16 protein-coding genes are annotated in these 14,816 nt (G+C 62.3%); 11 read left to right on the plus strand and 5 right to left on the minus strand.

What is annotated here, in order from left to right; all coding sequences use genetic code 11:
• The first annotated feature begins 50 nt into the window (after positions 1-50).
• From HX898_RS26940 to HX898_RS26985, 10 genes are all read left to right on the plus strand, one after another.
• A complete protein-coding gene (locus HX898_RS26940) occupies positions 51-1,073 on the plus strand; it encodes a LacI family DNA-binding transcriptional regulator (RefSeq protein ID WP_138334066.1) in 1,023 nt (340 codons plus the stop codon).
• A gap of 38 nt (positions 1,074-1,111) precedes the next feature.
• Positions 1,112-2,065: a substrate-binding domain-containing protein gene (locus tag HX898_RS26945; RefSeq protein WP_138334068.1), complete on the plus strand. Its 954-nt coding sequence runs from the start codon at positions 1,112-1,114 to the stop codon at positions 2,063-2,065.
• Positions 2,062-2,883: an ATP-binding cassette domain-containing protein gene (locus tag HX898_RS26950; protein ID WP_138334070.1), complete on the plus strand. Its 822-nt coding sequence runs from the start codon at positions 2,062-2,064 to the stop codon at positions 2,881-2,883. The genes HX898_RS26945 and HX898_RS26950 overlap by 4 nt, the downstream gene beginning before the upstream one ends.
• Positions 2,880-3,884: an ABC transporter permease gene (locus tag HX898_RS26955; RefSeq protein WP_138334072.1), complete on the plus strand. Its 1,005-nt coding sequence runs from the start codon at positions 2,880-2,882 to the stop codon at positions 3,882-3,884. The genes HX898_RS26950 and HX898_RS26955 overlap by 4 nt, the downstream gene beginning before the upstream one ends.
• 4 nt (positions 3,885-3,888) lie before the next feature.
• Positions 3,889-4,968 (plus strand): phosphotriesterase, encoded by a 1,080-nt coding sequence (locus tag HX898_RS26960; protein ID WP_138334074.1) that lies wholly within the window; start codon positions 3,889-3,891, stop codon positions 4,966-4,968.
• 118 nt (positions 4,969-5,086) lie between these two features.
• A complete protein-coding gene (locus HX898_RS26965; RefSeq protein ID WP_180196291.1) occupies positions 5,087-5,860 on the plus strand; it encodes a glutamine amidotransferase in 774 nt (257 codons plus the stop codon).
• Positions 5,861-5,895: 35 nt separating this feature from the next.
• The gene (locus HX898_RS26970; protein WP_138389929.1) at positions 5,896-6,738 is read left to right on the plus strand and encodes a BtpA/SgcQ family protein; all 843 of its coding nucleotides are present in this window, start codon (positions 5,896-5,898) and stop codon (positions 6,736-6,738) included.
• A 2-nt stretch (positions 6,739-6,740) separates the two neighbouring features.
• On the plus strand, positions 6,741-7,388 hold the full coding sequence (locus tag HX898_RS26975) for a TenA family protein (protein WP_138389928.1): 648 nt from the start codon (positions 6,741-6,743) through the stop codon (positions 7,386-7,388).
• A 23-nt stretch (positions 7,389-7,411) separates the two neighbouring features.
• Complete coding sequence (locus tag HX898_RS26980; RefSeq protein WP_180196292.1) at positions 7,412-8,305, plus strand: ribokinase; 894 nt, start codon at positions 7,412-7,414, stop codon at positions 8,303-8,305.
• Positions 8,306-8,410: 105 nt separating this feature from the next.
• Positions 8,411-9,244, plus strand: a complete 834-nt coding sequence (locus tag HX898_RS26985; RefSeq protein WP_138389926.1) for an inositol monophosphatase family protein — start codon at positions 8,411-8,413, stop codon at positions 9,242-9,244.
• A 19-nt stretch (positions 9,245-9,263) separates the two neighbouring features.
• Here the strand turns inward: HX898_RS26985 and HX898_RS26990 are convergent, their stop codons facing one another.
• From HX898_RS26990 to HX898_RS27005, 4 genes are read right to left on the minus strand one after another with little or no spacing between them, the layout of a single operon-like run.
• A complete protein-coding gene (locus HX898_RS26990) occupies positions 9,264-10,343 on the minus strand; it encodes an ABC transporter ATP-binding protein (protein ID WP_180196293.1) in 1,080 nt (359 codons plus the stop codon).
• Positions 10,344-10,367: 24 nt separating this feature from the next.
• A complete protein-coding gene (locus HX898_RS26995; protein WP_138334088.1) occupies positions 10,368-11,195 on the minus strand; it encodes an ABC transporter permease subunit in 828 nt (275 codons plus the stop codon).
• Positions 11,192-12,082, minus strand: a complete 891-nt coding sequence (locus HX898_RS27000) for an ABC transporter permease subunit (RefSeq protein WP_138334090.1) — start codon at positions 12,080-12,082, stop codon at positions 11,192-11,194. Before HX898_RS27000 ends, HX898_RS26995 begins: the two co-directional genes overlap by 4 nt.
• Complete coding sequence (locus HX898_RS27005) at positions 12,082-13,227, minus strand: extracellular solute-binding protein (protein ID WP_180196294.1); 1,146 nt, start codon at positions 13,225-13,227, stop codon at positions 12,082-12,084. Before HX898_RS27005 ends, HX898_RS27000 begins: the two co-directional genes overlap by 1 nt.
• Positions 13,228-13,413: 186 nt before the next feature.
• On the opposite strand from HX898_RS27005, the gene msrA reads away from it, so the two are divergent.
• Positions 13,414-13,923, plus strand: a complete 510-nt coding sequence (msrA, locus tag HX898_RS27010; RefSeq protein ID WP_138334093.1) for a peptide-methionine (S)-S-oxide reductase MsrA — start codon at positions 13,414-13,416, stop codon at positions 13,921-13,923.
• 6 nt (positions 13,924-13,929) lie between these two features.
• Here msrA and HX898_RS27015 read toward each other — a convergent pair whose 3' ends face one another.
• Positions 13,930-14,802 (minus strand): LysR family transcriptional regulator, encoded by an 873-nt coding sequence (locus HX898_RS27015; RefSeq protein ID WP_138389923.1) that lies wholly within the window; start codon positions 14,800-14,802, stop codon positions 13,930-13,932.
• Between the last annotated feature and the right edge of the window lie 14 nt (positions 14,803-14,816).

A 14,816-nucleotide genomic window follows, 5' to 3' on the forward strand; every position in this document is an offset into this window, starting at 1 on the left:
ATATTGTCTTGTAAAGCGCTTTACTAAACCGCTTTACAATAGGTCCATCAATGGCCAGGGGAACGACGCCAAGTCTGAAGGATGTTGCCGCCGCTGCCAGCGTCTCGGTCACCACCGTGTCGCGTTTCGTCAACGGAAGTCTCGATCTTCCCTTTCAGACCAAGAAGCGCATCGAGGATGCGATCAAGACGCTGAACTACCGGCCGAACCCGCATGCGCGCCGGTTGAGCAGGGGCCGCTCGGACACGATCGGCCTCGTCGTGCCCGATATCGCCAATCCCTTCTTCGCAACGCTCGTCGCCGCCGTCGAGCAGGCGGCCGATGAAAAGAAGCTCGCGGTCTCATTGCACGCCACGCTCAACCGGCCGGGACGCGAGATCGAATATCTGCAGCTGATCGAGCGCAATCACGTCGACGGCCTGATTTTCGTCACCAACCATCCCGACGACGGCGCGCTTGCCGCGCTGATCAACGGCAGCGGCAAGGTCATCATCGTCGACGAGGACATTCCCAATTCGAAGGCGCCGAAGCTGTTCTGCGACAATGAGCAGGGCGGTTATCTCGCCGGCCAGCATCTGGCCGAACAAGGCCATCGCCATGTCCTGTTCATCGGCGGCGACGAGCGCATGATCAGTGCCCGCAGGCGTTATGACGGCCTGCTGAAGGCGCTCAGGGAACAGCATGGCGACGAGGCCCGGGCCGATCGTTATGCCGGCGAATATACGATAGAATACGGCCGTGCGGCTGCGCTCGACTATCTCTCCGGAAACCGGAAGGCGACGGCGATCTTCGCCAGCTCCGACGAGATCGCCATCGGGCTGGTCGAGGTCTTCAGAAGCCAAGGCGTCTCGATCCCTGCTGACATCTCGGTCATCGGCTTCGACGATGTCGGTCCGCTTCATCTCTTTGCGCCGCCGCTGACGGCCATCCGTCAGCCGGTGCGCCAGATCGGCCGGCGGTCGCTGGAGCTGCTACTGGAAACCAATTGGCACGAGTGGAAACCATCCGCCTCGGAAGAACTCCTGCCTGTCGAAATCGTGGTGCGGAACTCCGTTGCGCCGCCTGCGAAATAATAATCAGCAACGTCAAAAAACCAAAAGAGGATGAGAACATGACACTGAATTTGACAAGACGAACGATGATCGCCGCCGCCGGCTTCACGGCATTGACCTTCATCGGCCTGTCCAGCGCCGCGGCGCAGGAAAAGAAGACCGTCGCGCTGGTGCAGATCAACCAGCAGGCACTTTTCTTCAACCAGATGAATGAGGGCGCCCAGAAGGCGGCCGATGCCGCCGGCGTCAAGCTGGTGATCTTCAACGCCAACAACGAGACGACGGCGCAGAACAGCGCCATCGAAACCTATGTTCAGGAAAAGGTCTCCGGCCTTGCGGTCGTGGCGATCGACGTCAATGGTATCATGCCGGCGGTCAAGCAGGCGGCCGATGCCGGCATTCCCGTCGTCGCCATCGATGCCATCCTGCCTGATGGCCCGCAGAAGGCACAGATCGGCGTCGACAATGCCGCGGCCGGCGCCGATATGGGCAAATACTTCCTCGACTACGTCAAGGCGAACATGGGCGGCAAAGCCAAGCTCGGCGTTGTCGGCGCGCTGAACTCGTTCATCCAGAACATCCGCCAAGAGGGCTTTGAAAAGACCATGAAAGGCGTCGACGGCATTGAAATGGCCGGCGTCGTCGATGGGCAGAACATCCAGGACAACGCCCTTGCGGCGGCTGAAAACCTGATCACCGCCAATCCTGACCTGACCGCGATCTACGCCACCGGCGAGCCGGCCTTGATGGGGGCGATCGCCGCCGTCCAGAGCCAGGGCAAGCAGGATAAGATCAAGGTGTTCGGCTGGGATCTGACTGCCGAAGCCATTGCCGGCATCGATGCCGGCTTCGTCGTCGCCGTCGTCCAGCAGGATCCGGCCGCAATGGGCGGTGCCGCCGTCGACGCACTCGTCAAGGCCTCGGCCGGCGAAGCCGTCACCAAGACGATCTCGGTGCCGATCACCATCGTCACCAAGGAGAATGTCGAGCCGTACCGGGCCGTCTTCAAATGATCGAAAGCGGACAGCGTGACATCGCTGCCGCCGCTTCCGGAGGGCTCGCACCCTCCGGAACCGGAACTTCCGGCGGCACCCGATCCGACCCGCGCATCTCGCTACGCGGCATCCGCAAGTCGTTCGGCTCGCACCAGGCCCTGCGCGGCGTCGATCTCGACATCTTCCCCGGCGAATGCCTGGGCCTCGTCGGCGATAACGCCGCCGGCAAATCGACGCTGACGAAAATTATCTCGGGAACCTACATTCCCGATGCCGGCACAATCACCATGGAAGGCGAAGAGATTCGTTTCTCCGGCCCCGCGGATGCGCGTGGGCGTAACATCGAAATGGTGTTCCAGGATCTCAGTCTCTGCGATCATATCGATGTCGTCGGCAATCTCTTTCTCGGCCGTGAACTCAGCCGCGGGCCGTTTCTCGACACCAGGACGATGTTGGCCGAAGCGCGCAAGATGCTGGATTCGCTTGAGATCCGCATCCCGAGGCTGACCGGCAAGGTCGCTCAGCTCTCCGGCGGGCAGCGCCAGGCGATCGCCATTGCGCGCGCCGCCTCGTTCAAGCCGAAGGTGCTGATCATGGACGAGCCGACGTCAGCACTTGCAGTCGCGGAGGTCGAAGCGGTGCTGGCCCTGATCAACCGCGTCAAGGCGAACGGCGTTTCGGTGATCCTCATCACCCACCGGCTGCAGGACCTCTTCCGGGTCTGCGACCGCATCGCGGTGATGTACGAGGGCACGATGGTGGCCGAGCGGCAGATCGGCAGCACCAACCTCGAGGATCTCGTCAGGCTGATCGTCGGTGAAGGAGCCAGACAATGACGGCTTATACGGAACGCGGCCACGGCTCGCGCGTCGCCGATTTCTTCGGTGAACACGCACAGGTCCTGTCGATCGCCATTTTCTTCCTGGCCTGCATGATCTTCTTCTCGATCGGCAGCGAAACCTTCTTCACGCTTGGCAATATCCTGAACATCGTGCGCCAGGCTGCTCCCATCCTGATTGTCGCCATCGCCATGACCTTCGTCATCATCACCGGCGGCATCGATCTGTCGGTCGGCTCGCAGGTCGCCCTCGTCAATGCGGTCGCGGCGATCGTCATGGCGATGGGTGTTCCCTGGCCGTCGGTCGTCATCGGCATGCTCGTGCTCGGCGGCTTCATGGGGCTGGTTCAGGGCTGGTTTACCGCCTATCAGGGCATTCCGGCCTTTATCGTCACGCTCGCCGGCCTCTCGATCCTGCGCGGCCTGGCGCTCTATCTGACCCAGGGCTATTCCATCCCGATCAAGGATGCACCGGGCTTCTTCGCGCTCGGTCGGGGCGAAATCCTCAGCTTCCCGATCCCGGCGGTCATTGCCGTCGTCATCGCCATTCTCGGTTACGTCGTCATCACCGCGACCAAATATGGCCGTCAGGTCGTGGCGGTCGGCTCCAATGCGGAGGCGGCGCGGCGTGTCGGCATGCCCGCCAAATGGATCATCGCCTCGGTCTATATCATCTCCGGGATCGCCTGCGCCGTCGCCGGCCTGCTGATCGCCGCTCGCCTCGGCTCCGGCTCATCCAATGCCGCCGTCGGCTTCGAGCTGCAGGTGATCGCCGCCGTCGTGCTCGGCGGAACGTCGCTGATGGGCGGACGCGGCACCATCCTCGGCACCGTGCTCGGCACGCTGACCATCGCCGTCATCGGCAATGGCCTGATCCTGATGCACATATCGCCGTTCTTCACCCAGATCGTCACCGGCGCCATCATCCTCGTCGCCATCTGGCTGAACACGCGCATCTTCACGGCCAATTTCCATTTCCGGCTGGGCAGGAAAGGATGAAGCGATGAGCGAACAGACAGCAGATAGCCTGTCCGAAGCGCATGTCCACTCCGGCAAGGTGATGACCGTTACCGGCCCCGTTTCGGCGGATGCACTCGGCGTGACGCTGATGCACGAGCATATCCTCAACGACTGCCGCTGCTGGTGGCATGCGCCGAAGACGCCGGAACGGCAATATCTCGCCGAAAGCTTCGTCTGCATGGAGATCCTCGGCGAACTCAGGCAGGATCCCTTCGTCAACAAGCACAATATCACGCTCGACGACGAACATTTGGCGGTGGCCGAACTCAAGGACTTCGCCGCGGCGGGCGGGCGCACCGTGGTGGAACCGACCTGCAAGGGCATCGGCCGTGATCCGCTGGCGCTCCGGCGCATCTCCGAAGCGTCCGGCCTCAACATCGTGATGGGGGCCGGTTATTACCTCGGATCCTCACATCCGGAAGGCGTCGCGGCAATGAGCGTCGATGACATCGCATTAGAGATCGTCCGCGAGGCGAGGGAAGGCGTCGACGGCACCGGCGTCAGGATCGGCCTGATCGGCGAGATCGGCGTCTCCTCGGATTTCACCGCCGAGGAAGAAAAATCGCTGCGCGGCGCTGCCCGGGCGCAAGTGCTGACCGGGCTTCCCCTGATGGTGCATCTGCCGGGTTGGTTCCGCCTCGGCCACCGCGTGCTCGACGTGGTGGCGCAAGAGGGGGCGGATCTCCGCCACACCGTGCTTTGCCACATGAATCCATCGCATGACGACATTGCCTATCAGAGCGAGCTGGCGGAGCGTGGCGCCTTCATCGAATACGACATGATCGGCATGGACTTCTTCTATGCCGACCAGCAGGTGCAGTGCCCGAGCGACGAGGAGGCGGCGCGCGCGATCGTGCGTCTTGTCGAGACCGGATATCTCGACCGGATTCTTCTGTCGCACGACGTCTTTCTGAAGATGATGCTGACGCATTACGGCGGCAATGGCTACGCCTATATCCTTCGCCATTTTCTTCCCCGTCTTCAGCGGCACGGCCTCGACAGGACGGTTCTCGACGAGATGATGCGCAGCAATCCGCGCCGCGTCTTTCATGCCGGGGGCTAAAGCGCGTCGCGCTTTAGGTCTTTGTTTTTACGCATGTCGTTATCGCAAAACCGCTTCACACTTTTGCGCGACGTGCTTTAGCTCCATCAATTCAATCGATCACAGGTAACCGCAGACCATGACCAAGAAAATCCTCCTTGTCGGCGAGAGCTGGGTCAGCTCCGCCACGCACTACAAAGGCTTCGACCAGTTCGGCAGCGTCACCTTCCATCTCGGCGCCGAACCGCTGGTGAAGGCGCTCGCCGGCAGCGCCTTCGAGCTCACCTACATGCCGGCGCACGAGGCAGTGGAGAAATTCCCCTTCGATATGGCGGGGCTCGACGTCTATGACGCCATCATCCTCTCCGATATCGGTGCCAATTCGCTGCTGCTGCCGCCGGATGTGTGGCTGCATTCGCGCACCGTGCCGAACCGGCTGAAGCTTCTGAAGGCATGGGTGGAAAAGGGTGGCGGCCTGTTGATGGTCGGCGGCTATTTCTCCTTCCAGGGCATCGACGGCAAGGCGCGCTGGCGTCGCACCCCCGTCGAAGACACGCTGCCCGTCACGTGCCTGCCTTATGACGACCGCGTCGAGATCCCCGAGGGAACTGTTGCCGAGGTGGTGAAGCCGGAGCATCCGACGATGCGGGGTCTCGAAGGTGCATGGCCGGTGCTTCTCGGCGTCAACGAGGTTGAAGTGCGCGACCGGGCCGACGTCGAGATCGTCGCACGTCTGCCCGAGGATCAGGGCGGCCATCCGTTGCTCGTCGTCGGTACGCATGGCACTGGGCGGACGGCGGCCTGGACGTCGGATATCGGCCCGCACTGGCTCTCGCCCGCTTTCTGCGAATGGGAAGGTTATGGCCGGCTCTGGAAGAACATCCTCGGCTGGCTCACCGAAAAGCAGGCATGATTTCAGCACGCGGCGGGAATTGGAAAGGGAATGACATGCAGGAAATTTCGGACAGGCCGTCCAACGCCATCAGGGATATCTTCGGCAGGGACAAGGTTTTGATCGGCATGATCCATTGCCCCGCCTTTCCGGGTGCGCCGCGCTACCGGGGGGCTGCGATGGATACGATTTACGACGCGTGCATGCGCGACGCCGAAGCCTGCGTGGAAGGCGGCCTGCACGGGCTGATCATCGAAAATCACGGCGATGTGCCGTTTTCGAAGCCCGAGGATATCGGCCCCGAGACGACGGGGTTCATGTCCGTCGTCACCGATCGGATCGCGCGCGCAGCCGGCATTCCGCTTGGCGTCAACGTGCTGGCCAATGCGCCGATCCCGGCCTTCGCCATCGCCATGGCAGGCGGGGCCAAATTCATCCGCGTCAATCAGTGGGCCAATGCCTATGTCGCCAATGAAGGTTTCATGGAGGGCAGGGCCGCCGAAGCCATGCGCTATCGCTCGCTGCTCAGGGCCGAGCATATCAAGGTCTTTGCCGACAGCCACGTCAAGCATGGCAGCCACGCTATCGTCGCCGACCGCTCGATCCAGGAGCTGACACGCGACCTCGCCTTCTTCGATGCCGACGGCGTCATCGCTACCGGCCAGCGGACCGGCAATTCGGCAACGATGGAGGAGATCGAGGAAATCGGCGCGGCGACGCACCTGCCGCTGCTCGTCGGCTCCGGCGTCAACAAGGACAATATCGTCGATATTCTGAGCCGCACCAATGGCGTCATCGTTGCGTCTTCGCTGAAGCACGGCGGCGTCTGGTGGAACCCGGTCGACGTCGAGCGCGTGCGCGCCTTCCGGGCGGCGGCCGAACCGGGACTGGAGGGCTGAGCATGGCGGCAGAGAGCCTTTCGGCCCGCATCCTGCGCGAGAACGACGCTGTCCTTGGCGCGATGCTGAACCACCGCTTCGTCGAGGACGTGAAAAATGACAGGCTGAGCAAGGAGGCGTTCGAGCGTTATCTCGTCTATGAAGGCGCCTTCGTCGACAGCGCCATTTCGATCTTTGCCTATGCGGCGGCGACCGCCAAGACGATGACGCAGAAGCGCTGGCTGATCGCGGTTCTCGACGCGCTTGCCAACGAGCAGATCACCTATTTCGAGCGCACCTTCGCCAGCTGCGGCATCGATCCCTCGTCCTTCGACACCGGCATCGCCGAGGTCGAGGCCTTTCGCGCCGGCATGTTGGAAATCGCCCGCCAGGGCGGCTTCCTCGATACGGTCGCGGCGATGTTTGCGGCCGAGTGGATGTACTGGACTTGGTCGAAGGAAGCAGCTAACCGCCCGATCAGCAATCCGCTCTTGAAGGAATGGGTCGACCTGCATGTCGATCCGAATTTTGCCGCCCAGGCGCAATGGTTGAAGAATGAACTCGACATGGCAGGAGAAACGCTGGAAGAGGATGAAAAAGCGCGGCTCAGCGCGATCTTCGGCCGGGCGATGCAGCTCGAGATCGATTTTCACGATGCGTCTTATCTTTAGCTTCACCTTGCGAAAGCGGATGCATGCGCGCCTACATAGTCGGTAACGTCGCCATCGACGAAACCATTGCCGTCTCCGAACTTCCCGTCATCGGCGCTTCCATCCTCGGCAATGCCGGCGGAAGCGATCTCGGCGGCAAGGGCACGAACCAGGCGGTCGTCATGGCCCGCTGCGGCGTGCCGACAACGCTGGTGGCGCCCGTCGGCAGGGATGCGAGGGCCGATATGATACGCCATTACCTCGCGGACGAGCCGCTTCGGAGCGAACTGATCGAAATGGAAGGGGCGTCGAGCGATGTCTCGATCATCTTCCGGCTGCCAGGCGGTGAGAATGCCATCGTCACGACGACGGAATCGGCGCAGAGCCTGTCCCTGTCTCATGTCAGGCGGATCCTGTCGACGGCCGGTCGCGGCGATTTCATGATGCTGCAGGGCAATCTGTCCGACCAGACGACCCGCGATATCCTGGAGCATGCAAGAGAGATCGGCATGATCACCGCGTTCAATCCCTCGCCGGTGCGCTCCTATTTCTCCGATCTTTGGGGGTTGATCGACATCGCCTTCCTCAACAAGGGTGAGGCGCAGGCCCTGACGGGAGCGACGGGCAGGGATGCAGCCGAATATCTGTTGAGCCGCGGGCTGCGCGAAATCGTCCTGACGCTGGGCGGCGACGGCGCGACGCTCGTGAACCGGCACGATAGCATCGAAGTGCCCGCCCAGATCTGCGATGTTGTGGATACAACGGGCGCAGGCGATACGTTCATGGCCGCAGCACTTGCATCCTGCGCGCTGCGCGGACAGCGGCTGGACAGGTTAGCCATCGAACACGCAGTTGCAGCCGCGGCCGTCACCGTCTCAAGACATGGAACAAGAAAGGCGTTTCCGACCATTTCCGAGCTTGAAGCGATCCTGAGATAATCCGCTCGGTATGAGCGCGCTTCATAAAATCATCATCGGCCTCTGCGAAGGGATGGGCTCCTCGCGATTCACTCCGTCCATATCAGCAGCATCCGGACTTTTCTCATGACATCTTCCCAGATTTCCGCGCGTCTTTCCCCGACCGCCTCGTCCCGTCTCGTCGTGCTTGCCGAAACAGTATTGAAGGCGGGCGAAACTGCCCGCGGCTCGCTGCGGCGGCGAACGTCGGCAGAAATGCTCGCCAAGGCGCCGCGCGATTATCAGACCGAAATCGATGTCGCCGTCGAGCGGATCATCGTCGACGAGATGGCGAAGGCCTTCCCGGACTATGCCATCCAGGGCGAGGAAGCCGTCGGCAACCGCACGGCGGGTCCGGACACTCCGATCATCTACATCGACCCGATCGACGGCACGACCAATTACGCCTGGGGCATTCCGCATTTCGGCATGACGATCTCGATCGTCGAAAGCGGCAGGCTCGTCATGGGCGTCGTCTATGACGCCATGCAGGACGAGCTGTTCAGTGTCGAGATCGGTGGCGGCGCCTATCTGAACGGCGAACGTATCCGCTGCGCCGATGTCGGTGACATCGAGAATGTGCTTGTCGGTGCCGGGCTGCCGATCCCCGGCCAGGTCACGGCGGTTGCGGAAGAGACCTATTTCGAGGCCATCAAACGCCTGATGGCGAACACGGCAGGTGTGCGCCGCCTCGGCTCGGCGGCACTGTCGATTGCCTATGTCGCCTGCGGCCGGCTGGACGGATTCTTCGAAGACGGGCTCGCGATCCATGATTTCGGCGCCTCGGCGCTGATGGTCGAAGAGGCGGGCGGCATCGTCACCCGTTTTTCCGGCGCTAAGGTTGTCGGAAAGAGCGATATCCTGGCCGCCAGCAAGGCGCTGCATCCCTGGCTGCTGGAAGGCTTCCAGAGCAAGGCGTGAACCGGCGCATTCCTACCGTCTAAACCCGCAGGAGCTCTTCGATCTCCACATCGCCCTTTGCCGGCATCGACTGATGGACGAGCTCGTTGTCGCGGAAGACGAACAAGCCGGCGAAACTCGGCTCGACCCTCATCCCGGCCCGAATCCGATCGTCCGGTGCGACCATCGCCTTCAGGCGGGTGCCGTCGGCAAGATCGACATCGACCATCTTGTGGGTGCCGAAATCGACGGTGCGATGGACTGTCGCGGCATCGACCCGCTCCGAGGGACGGATCGTCAGCGCTTCCGGGCGGGCGGCAAGCGTCACCGGCCCATCCTCGACGGGAACCGGAAGCGGGAACAGCGGATGCTCACAGACGCCGTTTCTAACGCGGCTCTGGACAAAATTCATCGAGCCGATGAACCCGGCGACGAAAGCCGTCTGCGGCTGCCGGTAGATGGTGCTCGGCGGCGCGATCTGTTCGGTGCCTCCGTCGCGCATGACGACGATGCGGTCGGCGAGCGCTAAGGCCTCGTCCTGGCCGTGGGTGACGAAGAGCGTGGTGATGCCAAGGCGCCGCTGGATATCGCGCACTTCCTCCCGCAGCCTTTCGCGCAGATGCTGGTCGAGGCTGGCGAAGGGCTCGTCGAGCAGAAGGATCTTCGGCTCAAGCACGAGCGAGCGGGCAAGCGCGACGCGCTGCTGCTGACCGCCGGAGAGTTGCGTCGTCATCCGCCGCCCGCAATCGGCGAGGCCGACCAGGGCCAAAGCATCCTCGACGCGTTGCCGGATTTCCGCTTTCGGCAGCCGGCGGAGCTTCAGGCCGAAGGCGATATTGTTGAAGACGTCCATGTGCGTCCAGAGCGCATGGCTCTGGAACACCATGCCGGTCGGGCGCCGCTCGGGCGGCAGCACCGTCACATCCTTCGCGTCGATGCGGATCGTTCCGCCGCTTGGGCGCTCGAAGCCGCCGATCATCCTGAGAAGCGTCGACTTGCCGGAACCGGATGGGCCGAGCAGGCAGACGAGCTCGCCGTCTCCGACTTCGAGCGAGAAGTCGCGAACGGCAAAGGCGGTCCCGAACAGCTTCGAAACGCCCTCGATCGAAAGATGTGCCATCTCAAACCCTTCCCTGAATTAACCTCACGCGCCAAAACCTCTTGCAAAGGCGCCGGTGCCGATCACGCGGCGGGCAAACATCAGCGCGATGAAGGACGGCACCCACAACATGACTGACAGTACGGCGCCGTATTGCACGACGATCTGATTGTTGATGAAGCTGATCATCAGCACCGGCATGGTGCGGACCTGAGGCGCGCCGATCAGCCAGGCACCTTCCGTCTCGTAGAAGGTGCCGACGAAGGTCAAAAGCAGTGCGGCAGCGATCGTGGGTCCGGCCTGCGGCAGGGTGATCGACCAGAAGACGCGCAGCGGCGTGGCACCCGCATCGCGCGCCGCCTCTTCCATGCGCCGGTCGACATTCTGGAAGGCTGCGACCGGGATCCAGATCATCAGCATCAGCGTGCCGACAAGCTGGATCAGCACGACGCCCCAGAAAGTGCTGATCAGGCCGAGCTGTAGGAAGATGCCGGCAATGGCGACGAGCAGGCCGAATTTCGGGAAGGCATGCGATGCGAGGAACGACAGGAACAGGATGTTCCTGCCGGGAAAGCGCATGCGGGCGAAGGCGTAAGCCGCGGGAAGGCAGATGACGGCGGAAAGAATGGTCACCGTCGTCGTCAGCCGCAGGCTGAGGAAGAGCGCTTCCCAGACATCCGGACGCGCCAGCGTCTGGCCCCAGAAACGCAGGCCGAACTGCTGCGGGATCACCGATGGATAACGCCAGACCTCGGTGAAAGCCCACGTTCCGACGACGATCAGCGGCAGCGCGATGAACAGCGTCAGCAGGCACGCGAAGAGCATGCCGATCCAGTCGAAGCGAAGATCCGTACCCGATCTACCGGCACTCATGGCTGGGCCTCGCGGTTGCGGGCGATCGACCTGATATAGAAGATACCGAAGACCAGGCAGAAGCCGAATGTGATGACGGCCTGGGTCATGGCGTTCAGTGGGTCGTTCATGTCGGCGAAGGTGCGCTGCATGAACGGCCCCATCATCTCCGGCGATGCGGAGCCGAGCACATAGGGCAGGGTGAAGGCGGAGAAGATGCCAAGCACCGCAAAGGAAGCAGTCACCAGCAGCGAGTTCCCCATGCGCGGCAGGATGATCGAGACGAAGACCCGAAGCGGCCTTGCGCCGACATCGCGGGCGGCTTCGATCGCGCTGTTCGAAACGGAGGAAAGCCCCGCCGTCAGCATCAGCACCGTCAGGGGAAGATTGTCCCAGACGAGGCCGATGACCGGTCCCCACGGCGTCAGATAGGGCGTGCGCAGCTTGGGCAGGCTGACGGCGTTCAGCAGCAGGTCGACGGTGCCGTTCGGCCCGATCGTCCTGATCAGCGCATAGGCGAGAATGATCGACGGCACGAACATCGGGAAGATCGCAAGAGCCTGCACATAGGCGGCAAGTCGCCCTTGCGAGAAGCGGAGGTATAGCGCGATCGGAAGGCCAATCGCCAGAAGCAGAATACCGCAGACGGCGGTGGTCCAGAGCGTCAGCCACAGATTGCCGAGGCTGTAGCCATCGGTGAAGAAGAAGCGATAGGAGGCAAGCGAGAATTCCGTCGCGCCGTCGGGGCCCCGAACGAAGATCGTGCCGACGACAGCCGAAAAGATCGGAAAGACGATCAGCCATGCGAGCAGGAGGACCGGTAGGGCAACGAGGAGGAGCCCGATGGAACTCCCCCTGTTGATGGACCGGTGACGGCGCAGAACCGCCGGCGCAGTGTCAGTGGACATCAGGTGCGGCTGATGCCCGGAGCAACGTTGCGGTACCAGCCGTCGGCGATCGCCTTTTCCCAATCGCCACCCGGGAAAGTCGGGATGGTCGAGGGAATGACGTCGGCATATTTCTTGCGAAGATCGTCGGAAATGTGGTCCCAGGAAATAGCCGGGAAGCCGCCGATCTCGGTGATGATCGCTTCCTGCATTTCCTTCGTCAGCATGAATGCGGCAAGCTTGAGGGCCGCATCCTTGTTGGCGCCGTTCGAGAACACGGTGATGCTGGAGAAGCCGCCGCAAAGGGCAAGATCGGTAAGCTGCACGAGGCCGGTCGTATCAGGCAGCACACCCTGGGAGATCGCCTGCAGCACCTGGTCCGACCAGACCGGCACCATGGTGACGACGCCCTGGGCGAGCAACTGGATCGACTGGGTGTTGCCGGCCGTATAGGCGCCCTTGTCATAGAGCGCAGGCGCGAGGTCGTTGAGGATCTTCCAGGCCGGCGTCAGCGTCTCAGTGGCAAAGTCGGTGGTGAAATTGTCGATCTTGAACTTCTTCGGATCGCGGCCATTGGCCTCATGGATCGCGCGGCGGACGAAATTGCCACCCGAACCGCCCTTGTCAGGACGGTTGTAGATGAACTGGCCCGGATTGGCCTTGATCCAGGCGGTGAGCTGATCCCAGCTCTTCGGCGCATCCTTCGGATCGAGCTTGGTCGTGTCGTAGGCGAGAAGCACCTGCGAACCGCGATAGGGCAGCGAGTAGGGGGTATCGAAGGCAAGCGGGTTGATATGGTCGTAGCCTTCGATGTTCTCGGCGGAGAACTTGACCCAGAGCCCGGCATCGATGCCGCCGGACGGCAGGCGCGGATCGAACTGCTCGAAAAGGTCGGCCTGCGGATCGGTCTTTGTCTTCAGCGCCGCGAGCGCACGGTCGGCGATGGCGCGCAGACCATTATTATCGCCGGCATCGATCACCTTCAGGGCAACACCCGGATGCGCCTTTTCGAAGGCCGGGCGGATGACGTTGTTCCAGAGGTCGACGATGTTGGCATCCGAACCGCTGTAGAGATCGATCGTGCCGGCCGCAGCCGATGCGAAACGCGGAAGAGCCAGCAGACCGGCTGCAGCCGACGATGTGATCAGAAATTCGCGTCTATTCATAACCGTCTCCATCAGGTGTCGAGGCTCAGCCTCCGCAGGATTGTCCAAGGCCTTGCTAGCGCCGGCGCGTAACATCGACATGACAGGATCGGGGGTCTCGGCAGGGAAATTGCACAGCTGTGCTCTTTGCACCGTGTGGAAATCGGCGGCAGGAGACACTATCTCTTGCGGAAAAGGAGATATCCAATGACCGAAGAACGTGCAGTCCTCGCCGGTGGTTGCTTCTGGGGCATGCAGGATCTGATCCGCCGATATAACGGCGTGATTTCGACCCGCGTCGGCTATAGCGGCGGCGATGTGCCGAATGCCACCTACCGCAACCACGGAACCCATGCCGAGGCGATCGAGATCATCTTCGACCCCGCAAGGATCAGCTATCGGGAAATCCTCGAATTCTTCTTCCAGATCCACGACCCGAGCACGCGCAACCGCCAGGGTAATGACGTCGGCTTGAGCTACCGCTCGGCGATCTTCTACGTCACCCCTGAGCAGGAGCGCGTCGCCAGGGATACGATCGCCGATGTCGATGCATCCGGCCTGTGGCCCGGCAAGGTCGTCACCGAAGTCGTGCCGGTCAGCGATTTCTGGGAGGCCGAGCCCGAGCACCAGGATTATCTGGAGCGGATTCCGAACGGCTATACCTGCCATTTCGTCCGACCCGGCTGGAAACTGCCGGTCCGCCAGAAGATCGCCTGAAATTGATCAAGCTCCCATCGCCGCGCGGCTGGTTTCCAGAAGCGCGGCGACGAGGTTTGTCCTCGGCGAAGATCGTGTCACCACGATGCCGACGGTGCGCATAGCGGACGAGCGGGGCAGGGGCAGCTTGACGATATCTAATCCCGCCGGCCAGGGCGGCGCCCAATCCGGCACGATCGAGATTCCGAGACCGCGGTCTACCATCACCGCGATCGCCTCCAGCGCGTCAAGCTCATAACGCTCGACCGGATGGATGCCGATCTCGAGCAGATATTCATCGGCGATGTGACCACCCCACTGGTTGCGGTCGTAGCGAATGAAGGGCAGGGCCGTCAACAGTTCGAGCGGATCCGCTCCCTCACAGTCCCGCGGAGCGATCAGCACCAGGGGTTCCTGGCGCAGCTTGTTGAAAGTCAGCGTCTTCTGCATCGGAAATCGCGGCTCGATGATGAAGGCGGCGTCCAGCGTGCCGTTCAGAACCTCGGCATAGAGGTCCATCGACGCGCCAGGCTTGAGGAAGATTTCGATCAGCGGATAGTCCTGCGCAAGGCGGTGGAGAATGCCGGGAACGAGACCGGTCAGCGCCGTATTGATCGCCCCGATCCGCATCTCACCCGAAATCGTCGCGGTGCCGGCCATCGCCTTCAGGTCGCGTGTATCGCGCACCAGATCCCGGCAACGTTCGAGAATGGCAAAACCGGCTTCCGTCGGCCGCATCACGCGGCCGGAGCGCACCAGCAGCCGCACCCCGAGCTCGGCCTCCAATGCGCGGATACGCTGGGCAACAGCTGCGGGCGTGAGGTTCAGCCGCTGGGCGGCCTCCGCCAGAGAGTGCCGCTCGGCAACGACAATGAAGGTTTCGAGAAAACGTGTGTCCATCGATAGTTTTTCTA

It is taken from the genome of Rhizobium sp. WYCCWR 11128 (assembly GCF_013416305.1).
Classification (GTDB): domain Bacteria; phylum Pseudomonadota; class Alphaproteobacteria; order Rhizobiales; family Rhizobiaceae; genus Rhizobium; species Rhizobium indicum.

Excerpts from the sequence above, each read along its gene's own strand:
- HX898_RS26975 (WP_138389928.1), top strand. The coding sequence starts at position 6,741 with ATGGCGGCAGAGAGCCTTTCGGCCCGCATCCTGCGCGAGAACGACGCT.
- msrA (WP_138334093.1), top strand. The coding sequence starts at position 13,414 with ATGACCGAAGAACGTGCAGTCCTCGCCGGTGGTTGCTTCTGGGGCATG.
- HX898_RS26970 (WP_138389929.1), top strand. The coding sequence starts at position 5,896 with ATGCAGGAAATTTCGGACAGGCCGTCCAACGCCATCAGGGATATCTTC.
- HX898_RS26990 (WP_180196293.1), bottom strand. The coding sequence starts at position 10,343 with ATGGCACATCTTTCGATCGAGGGCGTTTCGAAGCTGTTCGGGACCGCC.
- HX898_RS26955 (WP_138334072.1), top strand. The coding sequence starts at position 2,880 with ATGACGGCTTATACGGAACGCGGCCACGGCTCGCGCGTCGCCGATTTC.
- HX898_RS26965 (WP_180196291.1), top strand. The coding sequence starts at position 5,087 with ATGACCAAGAAAATCCTCCTTGTCGGCGAGAGCTGGGTCAGCTCCGCC.
- HX898_RS26985 (WP_138389926.1), top strand. The coding sequence starts at position 8,411 with ATGACATCTTCCCAGATTTCCGCGCGTCTTTCCCCGACCGCCTCGTCC.
- HX898_RS26980 (WP_180196292.1), top strand. The coding sequence starts at position 7,412 with ATGCGCGCCTACATAGTCGGTAACGTCGCCATCGACGAAACCATTGCC.
- HX898_RS26995 (WP_138334088.1), bottom strand. The coding sequence starts at position 11,195 with ATGAGTGCCGGTAGATCGGGTACGGATCTTCGCTTCGACTGGATCGGC.
- HX898_RS27015 (WP_138389923.1), bottom strand. The coding sequence starts at position 14,802 with ATGGACACACGTTTTCTCGAAACCTTCATTGTCGTTGCCGAGCGGCAC.
- HX898_RS27000 (WP_138334090.1), bottom strand. The coding sequence starts at position 12,082 with ATGTCCACTGACACTGCGCCGGCGGTTCTGCGCCGTCACCGGTCCATC.
- HX898_RS26960 (WP_138334074.1), top strand. The coding sequence starts at position 3,889 with ATGAGCGAACAGACAGCAGATAGCCTGTCCGAAGCGCATGTCCACTCC.
- HX898_RS26940 (WP_138334066.1), top strand. The coding sequence starts at position 51 with ATGGCCAGGGGAACGACGCCAAGTCTGAAGGATGTTGCCGCCGCTGCC.
- HX898_RS26950 (WP_138334070.1), top strand. The coding sequence starts at position 2,062 with ATGATCGAAAGCGGACAGCGTGACATCGCTGCCGCCGCTTCCGGAGGG.
- HX898_RS26945 (WP_138334068.1), top strand. The coding sequence starts at position 1,112 with ATGACACTGAATTTGACAAGACGAACGATGATCGCCGCCGCCGGCTTC.
- HX898_RS27005 (WP_180196294.1), bottom strand. The coding sequence starts at position 13,227 with ATGAATAGACGCGAATTTCTGATCACATCGTCGGCTGCAGCCGGTCTG.